Annotated in this window: 13 protein-coding genes; 6 read left to right on the top strand and 7 right to left on the bottom strand. The window is 57.5% G+C overall.

What is annotated here, in order from left to right; translation table 11 throughout:
* The first annotated feature begins 169 nt into the window (after positions 1–169).
* The 5 genes from ACZRMH_RS05530 (at position 170) to gcvH (ending at position 5220) form a co-directional block, all read left to right on the top strand.
* Positions 170–1447 carry an S-type pyocin domain-containing protein gene (locus tag ACZRMH_RS05530; protein WP_464012530.1) on the top strand — a complete coding sequence of 426 codons (1278 nt, stop codon included), beginning with the start codon at positions 170–172 and terminating at the stop codon, positions 1445–1447.
* 11 nt (positions 1448–1458) lie between these two features.
* Positions 1459–1728 (top strand): bacteriocin immunity protein, encoded by a 270-nt coding sequence (locus ACZRMH_RS05525; protein ID WP_464012529.1) that lies wholly within the window; start codon positions 1459–1461, stop codon positions 1726–1728.
* Positions 1729–1920: 192 nt separating this feature from the next.
* A complete protein-coding gene (locus tag ACZRMH_RS05520) occupies positions 1921–3537 on the top strand; it encodes an ABC transporter permease (protein ID WP_464012528.1) in 1617 nt (538 codons plus the stop codon).
* 154 nt (positions 3538–3691) lie between these two features.
* Positions 3692–4774 carry a glycine cleavage system aminomethyltransferase GcvT gene (gene gcvT, locus ACZRMH_RS05515; RefSeq protein ID WP_464012527.1) on the top strand — a complete coding sequence of 361 codons (1083 nt, stop codon included), beginning with the start codon at positions 3692–3694 and terminating at the stop codon, positions 4772–4774.
* Between the two features lie 62 nt (positions 4775–4836).
* The gene (gene gcvH / locus ACZRMH_RS05510) at positions 4837–5220 is read left to right on the top strand and encodes a glycine cleavage system protein GcvH (protein WP_464012526.1); all 384 of its coding nucleotides are present in this window, start codon (positions 4837–4839) and stop codon (positions 5218–5220) included.
* Between the two features lie 78 nt (positions 5221–5298).
* Here gcvH and ACZRMH_RS05505 read toward each other — a convergent pair whose 3' ends face one another.
* The 6 genes from ACZRMH_RS05505 to ACZRMH_RS05480 all read right to left on the bottom strand — a co-directional run bounded on the left by ACZRMH_RS05505 (position 5299) and on the right by ACZRMH_RS05480 (position 10730).
* Complete coding sequence (locus tag ACZRMH_RS05505) at positions 5299–6441, bottom strand: DegT/DnrJ/EryC1/StrS family aminotransferase (RefSeq protein ID WP_464012525.1); 1143 nt, start codon at positions 6439–6441, stop codon at positions 5299–5301.
* A gap of 228 nt (positions 6442–6669) precedes the next feature.
* Positions 6670–6984, bottom strand: coding sequence for a DUF2388 domain-containing protein (locus ACZRMH_RS05500; protein WP_464012524.1), 315 nt, complete (start codon positions 6982–6984; stop codon positions 6670–6672).
* A 66-nt stretch (positions 6985–7050) separates the two neighbouring features.
* Positions 7051–7500, bottom strand: coding sequence for an NfeD family protein (locus ACZRMH_RS05495; protein ID WP_464012523.1), 450 nt, complete (start codon positions 7498–7500; stop codon positions 7051–7053).
* A gap of 3 nt (positions 7501–7503) precedes the next feature.
* Positions 7504–8424, bottom strand: coding sequence for an SPFH domain-containing protein (locus tag ACZRMH_RS05490; protein WP_464012522.1), 921 nt, complete (start codon positions 8422–8424; stop codon positions 7504–7506).
* A gap of 98 nt (positions 8425–8522) precedes the next feature.
* Positions 8523–10289, bottom strand: coding sequence for a type IV pilus assembly ATPase TfpB (tfpB, locus tag ACZRMH_RS05485; RefSeq protein ID WP_464012521.1), 1767 nt, complete (start codon positions 10287–10289; stop codon positions 8523–8525).
* A gap of 105 nt (positions 10290–10394) precedes the next feature.
* Complete coding sequence (locus ACZRMH_RS05480) at positions 10395–10730, bottom strand: hypothetical protein (protein ID WP_464012520.1); 336 nt, start codon at positions 10728–10730, stop codon at positions 10395–10397.
* Positions 10731–10857: 127 nt separating this feature from the next.
* Here ACZRMH_RS05480 and ACZRMH_RS05475 point away from each other — a divergent pair, with 127 nt between their 5' ends.
* On the top strand, positions 10858–11322 hold the full coding sequence (locus ACZRMH_RS05475) for an Lrp/AsnC family transcriptional regulator (protein ID WP_464012519.1): 465 nt from the start codon (positions 10858–10860) through the stop codon (positions 11320–11322).
* A 164-nt stretch (positions 11323–11486) separates the two neighbouring features.
* On the opposite strand, the gene ACZRMH_RS05470 is transcribed toward ACZRMH_RS05475, so the two are convergent.
* Positions 11487–12410 (bottom strand): hypothetical protein, encoded by a 924-nt coding sequence (locus tag ACZRMH_RS05470; protein WP_464012518.1) that lies wholly within the window; start codon positions 12408–12410, stop codon positions 11487–11489.
* Between the last annotated feature and the right edge of the window lie 100 nt (positions 12411–12510).

Below are 12510 nucleotides of genomic sequence, written 5' to 3'. Positions count from 1 at the left end.
GCCAGCATTTTAGCGATGACTGACGGCGGTTACTCTTTGGCGCACCATCAATGGATGCACCGGGGCAGACCACTGCCTAACGGGTTCACTTATTAAGGACAAATACATTAGGCACAGGGATTAAGAGCCCCTTAGACGCCTCTTAATCGAGTCAATTACAGGAAGTATCATGGCGGTTGAAAACCTTTTCCCGAATTATAAGGGATGTAATGGTATAGACGGCAACAGGCAACATGCCGAGGCGACAGAGGCAGTACAGGCTGCGTGGGACAGGACTGTAGCCGCGAACGCTCGGAACGAACTGGAAGCTGACGCACGTAGAAAGGCAATCAAGAAACTGGAGGAAGTCAGGCCGGTTGGCTGCGTTTTCGCCAAATCGTGTACGTTGCCCGATGGGATTATCAACCACAACCCGTGCGGTTTTATCCCGTTGGAGTTGCTCAGTCAGTACGGTGCTTACGCGGTACTGGGGGCCTCCAGTGCGGCGTCAGCCTCGGGTACGGCACTCCAATGGATTGGCGGCTCTGGCAGTGCGATGGAGCTGGCCAAACGCTTGGGCGGCACCTTGTCGACACTGGCTCCCCCCAATGTGAAGATTATTGTTGGCATGGTGTTACCCAACACGACTTCACCCGACAGCGCGTTCTACACGTCCGAGCAATACGCCGAACTCACAGAAGCCAATACGCGGGTGCGGGTAAACGTTAAACATCTGCCAGACGGGGCCGTCAGCCTGTACGGGTTCTATACCGGGACCAAGCGGGAATGGCAGAACGTACCGGTTATCAAGGCCGAGGCCAGCGGCGATCAGATGGTCGCGGATTTTGGCGATGGGATCAAAATCATCTGGACCCCGGCTGTCGATCCCAACGCCGTGTTGGGCATTCCGGCGCTCGAAGGCGTCACGCTGAGCCCCGCTGCATGGGTGTTTCCACCCGGTGAGAAAGCCGACCAAATCCTGATTAACCCAGCGTATCCGCCGGACTATCAGGACGCGATTATCTGGTTTCCGAGTCAACCGCAAATCGCACCAATCTACCTATCGCTAAGTATTCGCCGGGGTGAACCTGGTGTCGTCACTGGCATCGGTGAAAATGTCCCAGGAGAATGGCTAGACCATGCTCGAACAGGACTCGGCGTACCGATTCCAACCAGCATTGCCGACACACTCCGAGGCCGGAGTTTTTCGAGTTTCGACTCGTTCAGGCGGGCATTTTGGGTGTCTGTATCGAGAGATCCGAAGCTGAGTGAACAGATTGCGCAAAGAGAGCTTGACCGTATGCGCGCAGGGCGTGCTCCACGTTCCCGACGGATTGATTGGGCAGGTTCTCGGATCTCACATGATATCCATCACGTTGAGCCAATCTCAGAGGGTGGAGAGGTCTACAATGTCGATAATTTGCGGGTTAACACGCCGAAAAATCACGTTGAAGTACACAAGAATTGAGGAGTTAGAACATGAGCGATCCGTTTATCAAAAACAGTTTTTCTGACTACACCGAAAAAGAGTTCATTGAATTTTTGGAAGAACTTTTCAGGGCTGATGTGGCACCAACTGGTAATCGTGATGATGTCCTGTTGCTGCACCTCGATAAAATCGCTGGCCATCCCGCTAGTTCTGATTTGATTTACTACCCAAAGCCGGGAGCGGATACCTCAGCTGAAGGCATCACCAAGACGATCAAGGAATGGCGGGCGGCCCATGGCCTGCCGGGATTCAAAGAGTGATGGCAAAAAGTCCTAAAGCAATAAGCGAAAAACCGGGGGAACGTCGCCGGGAGCACTGGAACCGAAACCAACGTAAGCCCTGATTAAAGTGCGTTTTCTGTTCCATTGCTCCCCGAACCCCTGTTTGCATCGCGAGCAAGCCCGCTCCCACATTCGTTTTCACGTCGTCCCATGCACCTTCGAGAGCTTTTCGTGGCCCATCCTGCCCAACGTCGCTGGTATCCCCTGGTTTTTGTCATTGCTGCCCTGGTGCTGTTGCCCCTGAGCGTCTTGCTGTTGTCCTGGCAAAGCATTGATACCCAGATCTGGAGCCATCTGTGGGACACGCAGATGCCGCGCCTGCTGGGCAACACACTGACCCTGATCGTTGGCGTGGGTGTGGGCGTCACGCTGTTGGGAGTGAGCCTGGCGTGGCTCACCAGCCTGTGTGAATTCCCCGGCAGGCGCTGGCTGGACTGGGCACTGATGCTGCCGTTTGCGATTCCCGCCTATGTGCTGGCGTTTGTCTTTGTCGGTTTGCTGGACTTTGCCGGCCCCGTGCAAACCCTGCTTCGCGAATGGTTCGGCATGGGCTTGCGGCTGCCCCGGGTGCGCTCCACCGGTGGGGTGATCATCGTGCTGATTCTGGTGTTCTACCCCTACGTCTACCTGCTGGCGCGCACGGCGTTCCTGGCCCAGGGCAAAGGCCTGATGGAAGCCGCCAGGGTTTTGGGGCAGAGCCCGTGGCAGGCCTTCTGGCGCGTGGCATTGCCAATGGCGCGCCCGGCAATCGGCGCGGGTGTGGCGCTGGCACTGATGGAAACCCTGGCCGACTTTGGTGCCGTGTCAGTGTTCAACTTCGACACCTTCACCACGGCCATCTACAAAACCTGGTACGGCTTTTTCAGCCTGTCGACGGCGGCGCAACTGGCCAGCCTGCTGTTGCTGGTGGTTATGCTGGTGCTCTACGGTGAACGCCGCGCCCGGGGGGCCAGCCGTGCCAGCAACGAGCGGCCACGGGTCAGTGCCCTGTATCACCTGCGAGGCCCGAAAGCATGGCTGGCCAGTGGCTGGTGCCTGTTGGTGTTTGCCTGTGCGTTCGTGATTCCGATGCTGCAACTGGTGGTGTGGTTCTGGCAGCGTGGGCGCTTTGATCTGGATGAGCGTTACACCGGCCTGATCCTGCACACCCTTTATCTGGGGGGCATGGCGGCGTTGATCACCGTCAGCGTGGCCCTGGTGCTGGCATTTGCCCGGCGTCAGGCGCCCACCCCGGCCATTCGTGCCGGGGTCAGCCTGGCCAACCTGGGCTATGCCCTGCCGGGTTCGGTATTGGCGGTGTCGATCATGTTGGCCTTCAGCTATCTGGATCGTGAACTGGTGATCCCGGTATCGGGCTGGTTGGGCGGGGCGGGCAAGCCGCTGCTGCTGGGCAGCCTGTCGGCTTTGCTGCTGGCGTATCTGGTGCGGTTTATCGCCGTGGCCTATGGCCCGCTGGAAAACAGCCTGGCGCGCATTCGTCCTTCCTTGCCGGAAGCCGCTCGCAGTTTGGGGGTCAGTGGCCCACGACTGTTTTTCAAAGTGTATCTGCCGTTATTGCTGCCTGGCACCTTGAGCGCCGCGTTGCTGGTGTTTGTCGATGTGCTCAAGGAAATGCCGGCCACCTTGCTGATGCGCCCGTTTGGCTGGGATACGCTGGCCGTGCGGATCTTCGAGATGACCAGTGAAGGCGAATGGGCGCGGGCTTCGCTACCTGCCTTGACGTTGGTACTGGTCGGTTTATTACCGGTCATCGGCCTGATTCGACGCTCGGCGCATCGAATCGGTTAGGTGCCAGTCCTTCTGCATGCGGCTACAATGCGCGGCATTCGGTGCGGTCTGTCTGTCAGGCCAGGTTTCTGCGTGATGTAAGAAAGCCACTTTTTTGGGTTTGAAATACTCCGCAGCCTGTCCGCACCTTCGCCAAGCCCGGAAGGAGAAACCCATGGGACAGCGTACGCCTCTGTATGACCTGCATCTCGCCCTAGGCGCGAAGATGGTCGATTTTGGCGGTTGGGATATGCCTTTGCATTACGGCTCGCAAGTCGAGGAGCACCACGAGGTGCGTCGCGACTGTGGGGTTTTTGATGTCTCGCATATGACCGTGATCGACATCACCGGGGTTCAGGCCAAGGAATGGCTCCAGTATTTGCTGGCCAATGATGTCGAGCGTTTGAACACCCCCGGCCGTGCCTTGTACAGCGCCATGCTCAATGAGCAGGGCGGCGTGGTCGATGACATGATTGTCTACCTGATGCCCGACGGTTATCGGTTGATCGTCAATGCCGCCACCCGCGATCAGGATCTGGCCTGGATGCAGGCGCAAAGCCTGGGCTATGCGGTGCAACTGCTGGAGCGCCCGGAACTGGCCCTGTTGGCCATCCAGGGGCCGCAGGCGCGGCATAAAGTGGCCGAGCTGGTGAGCCAGGCGCGCAGCCAGGTGATCCAGCAGCTCAAGCCCTTTGAAGGGCAGAGCAGCGGTGACTGGTTTATCGCCCGCACCGGTTACACCGGTGAAGACGGCCTGGAAATCCTGCTCCCGGCCGATCAGGCCCCGGCCTTTTTCAACGACCTGGTGGGCGCTGGCATTTCGCCCATTGGTTTGGGCGCTCGCGATACCCTGCGTCTTGAAGCTGGCATGAACCTCTACGGGCAGGATATCCACCTGTCTATTTCCCCCCTTTGCGCCAATATGGCCTGGACCATCGCCTGGGAGCCTGCTTCGCGCAAGTTTGTCGGTCGCCAAGCGCTGGAAGCTGAAATGGCCGGTGGCGTGCAGCTCAAACTCGTGGGTTTGGTGCTTGAGGAACGGGGTGTTTTGCGTGCCCACCAAGTGGTTCGCATCGCCAATGTTGGCGAAGGGGAGATCACCAGTGGTAGTTTCTCTCCTACGCTAAGCAAATCGATTGCCTTGGCGCGAGTTCCGATGGCAACGGCCGACCGTGCCGAGGTTGAAATTCGTGGCAAGTGGTATCCGGTTCGCGTAGTTAAACCGACTTTTGTTCGTCAGGGCAAAGCCCTGATTTAACCTTTACTGGCGGGCATGCACTGACTGCGTGCCGCTGACATTTATTCTTGAGGACACTGAATATGAGCCTGATCCCTGCTGAGTTGCGCTTTGCTGAAAGTCACGAGTGGGCACGCCTGGAAGCGGATGGCACGATTACCGTGGGCATCAGCGATCACGCTCAGGAAGCCTTGGGGGATGTGGTATTCGTTGAACTGGCCGAAGTCGGCAAAGTATTCGCTGCAGGCGATACGGCAGGTGTTGTTGAGTCGGTAAAGGCCGCTTCCGATATCTACTCGCCGGTATCGGGTGAGGTGATTGCCGTTAACGAAGCACTGGCTGACAGCCCGGAATCGCTGAACAGCGACCCGTACACCAGCTGGATTTTCAAGCTCAAGCCAAGCAACACCGCCGAGCTGGAAAAACTGCTGGACGCTGCTGGCTACAAGGCTGCAATCGGCGAGTAATCGACAGCTTCTTGAGTATTTTGTGGGAGCTGGCTTGCCTGCGATTGCTTCGCTGGCAAGCCAGCTCCCACAATTGTTTTAAGCGTCTTTCAGAACTGCTTTCACCGCCGCAACCGAACGCTCTACATCGGCCTTGGTCATCGCCGTAAACATTGGCAACGATACGATCAGGCGCCCAACACGCTCGGCAACCGGGAACATCCCTTCTTTAAAGCCCAGCGCACGATACAGGCTCAGCAAGTGGATTGGCGGGTAGTGGTAGCCGACGCCGACGCCCAGCGCCTGCATCTCTTTCATAAAGGTCGCGCGTGCAGGCTGGCCGTCCTTGCGCTCAGGCAATACAAGCTGGAACAAGTGCCAGTTGGTATTGTTGAAGTCTGCTACCGGCAACTGCGCGCCGTACTGGGCCTCAAACTCCGGGCCGAAGCATTCGAAATAATGCTTGGCCAGTTCCCGACGATGGGCAGTGATGGTTTCGATATGGGCAAACTGGCCCAGGCCAATCGCCGCTGCAATGTCAGTCATATTGAACTTGCCACCCAGCACATCGACATCGAGCCCGTCGAAACCGGTGCGGGTAACGCCTTGCAGACGATATTTCTCGGCCAGTCGCGCCTCGTCTTCATTGTTCAGTACCAGGCAACCGCCTTCGGATGAGGTGATGTTCTTGTTGGCCTGAAAACTGAACGAGACAAAATCGCCACGGGCACCGATACGCTGACCTTGCCAGCTGGAGCCCAGTGCCTGGGCCGCATCTTCAACGACGCGCAGGTTGTGCTTTTTGGCCAGGGCGTAGAGCGCATCCATATCCACCGGCAAGCCCGACAGGTACACCGGGATGATTGCCTTGGTGCGCGGGGTGATGGCGGCTTCGAGTTTGCCCAGGTCGATATTGCGGGTCACCGGGTCGATATCGGCAAACACCGGCGTAGCGCCGACTTCGATAATCACGTTGGCGGTGGCCACCCACGAAATGGGCGTAGTGATAACTTCGTCGCCTGCACCGATACCGGCGATGCGCAGAGCGATTTCCATGGTGCAGGTGCCGGAGTTGAAGGTGCGCACCGGGCGCCCGCCAAAGTACTCGGACAATTGTGCTTCGAAAGCCTGAACCTTTGGCCCGCTGGTGATCCAGCCCGAGCGCAACACGTCGCCCACGGCAGCAATGGTGGCTTCATCAATAGTGGGTTTGGAAAACGGCAGGAAAGGCAGCGAGCTCATAGAAGCATGACATCCGTTGTGAGTGAATTTGGGTGATCAAAGAGCAATAGCATAGCGCTCAAGATCATACCCGCAGGATCGCTCACTGCCGGTGAAAATTCTGTATGGCAGCTGAATCAAAAGGGCAGACTCAACACCTGTAGTCGCTGCCGCAGGCTGCGAGGGATTTTGCAGGGGGGGCTTTGCCCCTTCGCAGCCTGCGGCAGCGACTACAGGTTCTGCAGGGTATTAGTCGACTGTAGCGTTTTTAACCAGAATCGCGTTGGCCAGTTCCATGTCACTGACTTTCAGATTCGGGTTATCGGCGCGTACTTGCTGCATGGCCGACTCCAGGTACGGGCCACGGATCGAACCGTTGCTGGCGACAAAACTGCCCGCGTCATCCTGTGCGGCGATGACTTTTCGGTCTTTTTTGAAGGTCAGGTAGGTAGACCCGGTAGTTGCGCCGGAAGACAGCACATTGCTCCAGAAGCTGTCGGCCATTGCCGAACCAACAGGCAGGGACAGCAAGGCGATAGCGGCTACAGCATATTTGAGGCGCATAACGGTGACTCCGGATAGATTAGCTATCGGGTTTGATAGCAAATACTGTCCGAGAGTTCCGTAACCTTATGGCACAATTTCTACACTCAACACGGCTCCGTTTTGTTCGGTTACACGTACCGGTGTGCCCACCGGGGCGTCAGGCCCGATTGCCATCCATACGCTGTCGCCGACCTTGATTTTGCCACGCCCCTCAACAATTGCCTGTTGCACCACAAAGGTCCGGCCGATCAGCTCATGGCCCCGGCGGTTAAGGTTCGGCTGGTCGCCACTTTCGCCAGCGCCACGCTGGCGTCGCCACCAGAATACTGCAGTGAGGATCGCCAGGACGCCAAACAGGGGCAGCTGCAGTGTCCAGGGCAGTTCGGGCACCAGGAACGTCAACGCCCCCACAATCAGGGCTGCAAGCCCTACCCACAGCAAATAACCACCGGCGCCGAACACCTCCAGAATCAGCAGCACCGTGCCCAGCGCCAGCCAGTCCCAGAAGTTCAGGTGTTGCAGAAACTCCCACATGTATCAGGCCTTCTTGGTATCAAAGGTGGCTTTGACGATTTCGCCGATGCCGCCCACTGCGCCGATGACCTGGCTGGCTTCCAGCGGCATGAGGATCACTTTGCTGTTGTTGGCAGAAGCGAGCTTGCCCAGCGCATCGATATATTTTTGCGCAACAAAGTAGTTGATCGCCTGCACGTTGCCCGAGGCAATGGCTTCGGACACCACTTGGGTCGCCCGCGCTTCGGCTTCGGCCTGGCGTTCGCGGGCTTCGGATTCGAGGAACGCCGCCTGCCGACCACCTTCAGCCTCAAGGATCTGCGCCTGTTTTTTGCCTTCGGCGGTCAGGATTGCCGCAGCACGCAGGCCTTCAGCCTCAAGAATTTGTGCACGCTTGATGCGCTCGGCTTTCATCTGCCCGGACATGGCGGCCATCAGGTCGGCGGGCGGGCTGATGTCCTTGATCTCGATACGGGTAATCTTGATACCCCACGGCGCTGTTGCTTCATCAACCGTGCGCAGCAGTTTTTCATTGATGCCGTCACGTTGGCTGAGCATGGCATCCAGCTCCATCGAGCCCAGCACGGTACGGATATTGGTTTGCAGCAGGTTGCGAATGGCGTGTTCGAGGTTGTTGACCTCATACGCAGCCTGAGCCGTATTGACCACCTGGAAGAAACACACGGCATCGATCTGTACCGTGGCGTTGTCGGCGGTGATGACTTCTTGTGGCGGGATATCCAGCACGCTTTCCATTACGTTGATCTTGCGCCCGATGCGATCCATCACCGGGATGATGATATTCAGGCCCGGCTTGAGGGTGTTGGTGTACCGCCCGAATCGTTCTACCGTCCATTGATACCCTTGCGGAACCACCTTGAAGCCCATAAACAGCACGGCGATTGCCAAGGCGACAAATAACAGGATCACTGTACCCACTTGCATGATCATTCCTTGTTTTGATGTGTGAGAAACAAACGAACGACGAGTGTAACGATCAAGAAAATTGCCCAACTGATTAGATTTTAGTCAAAACAATTCAACTACGCGGGGGTAACTCGCAGTGCCTCTTCCATGGAGGTCGCTCCAGAAGCGACTTTGTGAGCAGCAGCCAGCCTCAGGTTAAGCATTCCTTGAGCACTTGCCAGGCGACGAATGGCTGTCAGGTCGGTATCCGGGCCAATCAGTGCCTTGAGTTTCTCGCTCACTACCATGATTTCATAGACACCGATGCGCCCGCTGTAGCCGGTACCCCGACACTGCACACAGCCCTTGGGGCGGCACGCATTAACGGGTGCTGCACTTGCCCAGGCAGGGGCAAAGCCCGGCCAGTCGCCCGGGCTCACCGGATGCTCGGTCTTGCACTCGGGGCACAGTGTGCGCACAAGGCGCTGGGCCATCACGCCCAGCAATGTGGCTTTGATCAAATAGGCGGCTACCCCGAGCTCCAGCAAGCGGCTGATGGCGCTGGGGGCATCGTTGGTGTGCAGGGTCGAAAGTACCAGGTGACCGGTCAGCGCCGCCTGGATCGCGACTTCAGCGGTCTCCAGGTCCCGTATTTCGCCGAGCATGATGATATCCGGGTCCTGGCGCAGCAGTGCTCGCACACCATTGGCGAAAGTCAGGTCGATAGCGGGCTGGACCTGCATCTGGTTAAACGCCGGTTCAATCATTTCGATGGGGTCTTCGAGGGTGCACAGGTTGATTTGAGGGGTGGCCAGTTGCTTGAGCGTTGCATACAGGGTGCTGGTTTTGCCTGAGCCGGTGGGGCCGGTGATCAAGACAATGCCACTGGGTTGGGTGGTCATTTGCTGCCAGCGTTGCAAGTCTTCGGGGGGCAGGCCCAGTTGGTCGAAACTTTTCAACAGTACCTGCGGGTCAAAAATACGCATCACCATTTTTTCGCCAAAGGCGGTAGGCAGGGTAGCGAGCCTGAGTTCAACCTCACCCCCTTGCGGGAGGCGGGTTTTTATTCGGCCGTCCTGGGGTTTGCGTTTTTCGGCGACGTTCATCCGACCCAGGCTCTTGAGGCGGCTGACCACGGCCATCATCACCTGTGGCGGGAAGTGGTAAACATCATGCAACACACCGTCGATGCGAAAGCGAACACAGCCTTGCGCGCGTCGGGGCTCCAAATGGATATCGCTGGCGCGCTGCTCAAAGGCGTACTGAAACAGCCAGTCGACAATACTGACGATAGGCGCATCGTTGGCATCCGGTTCCCGGTCGCCCTGGCCCAGGGTCAGCAGTTGTTCGAAGTTCGCCTGGGGGCTGGTTTTCTGATCGTTGAGCGTGGCCCCGGTGACTGATTTGGCCAGTTGGAAAAGCTCCAGGCTCAGGCGCTGGATTTCCAGGGGGTTGGCGACTACTCGCTTGATCGGGCGCTTGAGCGACTGGCGCAGGTCAGCTTCCCAGCTAACGACCCAAGGCTGGCTGCTGGCGATAGTGATGGCTGAGTCATCGGCGGCTACCGCGAGGATTCCATGACGCTGGGCAAAGGCAAAGGACATTGCCCCGGTCGCTGTGGCGGCATTGATCTTGAGCGGATCAAGGCGCAGGTAGGGTTGTTCGGCGTAGTTGGCGAGCCAGGCAGTGAGGGTTTCAAGATCGAGCACCTTGGCGTCCCGTCCCGGTGCGCACAGTTGTTGCTGCGCGAGAAACACCAGTGGGTGCAGTTCGGTGCTGGACGCTTCGCGGCTGAGCAGCAACGCCTGCTCAGCGCCACTTGGCTGGATACGTTTTTGCGTGAGTAGTGCGGCTAACAGGCTTTCGAGGTCCAACCGCAGGTCCAGGGACGGGGTGATGGGCATAACGGCTCCTTGAGGCATCGGCGCAGACAGATCCTTGTCTGGCCATAAACCTTCAAAGCCTAGTCGCGCTGCTTCGACCTGCGTATTGGCAATGATTGCGAACTATTACCCGCAAGCCTGTATCGCCGTGTCCTTGGCGCCCTGCTCGGGTTGCAACTGTACGTCGAAGACGCTGATCAGGTTGCGCAGTTTTTCACCGATGATTCGGGCACGGTGCCAGCTCTGCTCGTGACTCCGGATTTCAATGCTCAATGTGTCGCCATCGCGGACCACTTCCACTTGCTGCGGGATCAGTTGCTGCAAGGCAAACAGGTTAAGCACCCGGCACAGCACGTCGGCGTCGGCCTCAGCCTGGATCTGGAAGATCACCGGGCACGGGGCGGCATTGCTGGCCCATACGTCGGGGCGGGGAGAGTGGTTGACGACTTCCAGATGCGGCATGCAATAGCTCCTGTTCAGGCTGGAGGAATATTTACACGTCGCGGCAGAATTTTTTTATCTAAGATGCTTTGAATTGACGATAAATAGACTTGAACAAGTCTTGGTTTATTAGTTTTCAGGTGTTTTTATGCAAAACGAATTGGATATTTACGACAGACGCATTTTGGCGCTGCTGCAAGAGGACGCTTCGCTGTCCAGTGCGCAGATCGCGGAGAAGGTAGGGCTGTCGCAATCACCCTGCTGGCGGCGGATCCAGAGAATGAAGGACGAGGGCATCATTCGCGGCCAGGTGACCTTGCTCGATCGTAAGAAAATCGGCTTGAACACGCAGATTTTTGCCGAGATCAAACTCAATGCCCACGGGCGTTCAAATTTCACCGAATTCACTGACGCAATTCGTGGTTTCCCCGAAGTGCTGGAATGCTATGTGCTGATGGGTTCGGTGGATTTTTTGCTGCGTATCGTCACGGCCGATATCGAGGCCTATGAGCGGTTTTTCTTCGAGAAACTGTCCATGGTCCCGGGTATTCAAGAGGTGAACTCGATTGTGGCGTTGTCCGAGATCAAGTCCACGACCTGCCTGCCGGTCTGAGGCGCTGCAAGCAAAACGGCCTTCGCAGGGAAGGCCGTCAGTTGGGTTTGCGCACTGTTATCAGTGAACAAACAACGCAATCAGAATAATGATCGGAATTGGGATACCGAGGAAAAACAGCAGAAGTGAGCGCATTTTATTCTCCAGTCAGCGAATAGCCCGAGTTAAACCAGCGAGGTTGTGGTGGTGGGTGTCAGATACGTCACGGCATCGCGACGGCGGCCGCCGAAGGTGGCGCACAGGCTGGCAAAAAAGGCCCCAATCAGCAGCGTGATAAACATCCACAAGGTGGTCCAGGCGGCTACTTTGGCGGCGGTGTCAGCGGCTTCCTTGGCTTTGACCTTGGCTTCTTCAACGGCCTGATGGGCCTTGGCGTATACCTGATCGACCCGTTGTTCAGCTTCCGGCTGGCTGAGGTTGGTACGCTGGGCGATGATTTGAGCGAGGTAGGTACGGTCTTCGCTGCTCAGTTGGCCGTCATTGGTCAGGCTGTGGGCGAAAATACGGGCCACGGTGCCGTGGGCGGCGTCTTCACTGACACCAGCACCGCGATCATCGCGAAACAGGGTGTCGATAAAGTAGTCCGAACCTTTATCACCATGGCTGGCGGCTGCGCTGCCAGATGCACTGCTGACCGCTGATGCGGCACCTGAAGCAACACTGGCGCCGGCTTGCACGCCGCTGCCGACAACGCTGCTGACCGAGCCTGCAATCAAGGTGGCGGTTACCAGCGTGGCCACGGCCCAGGCCAGAAAGCCATGTGCGGTGTCGCGAAAGTAGACTTCATCACCATGCATATTGGCCCATTTGACCCGCAGACGACCGGCCAGATAACCGCCCATGCCTGAAGCGATGATTTGCGTAACGGCCAGCCAGATGATGGCTGTGATGCCCAGGCCCTTGGCGCCTACACCTTCATTTGCCCAAGGCGAAACGGCCGAAAAGCCAAGGCCTGCGCCCAGCATGATCAGCAGCAGGGATAGCGCGGCAGCAGTAGCGGCGCCTGCAAAGATGGCGGCCCAGGAAACTCCTGAGTGGCCAGAGGAATCTTGCAGGGCTGCGGGATAGTGTTCAGTTGTCCCGATCATTGTTGTTGTGCTCCTGAATGGTAGGAAGTGCAGCGTTCATTCAGGAGATTGCAGAAGCTATGCCAACCTTATGGCTGTTGGTAACTCCATACTTTTCAAT

This window comes from Pseudomonas sp. B414 (assembly GCF_055408445.1).
This window is presented reverse-complemented; position numbering and strand designations above follow the sequence as displayed.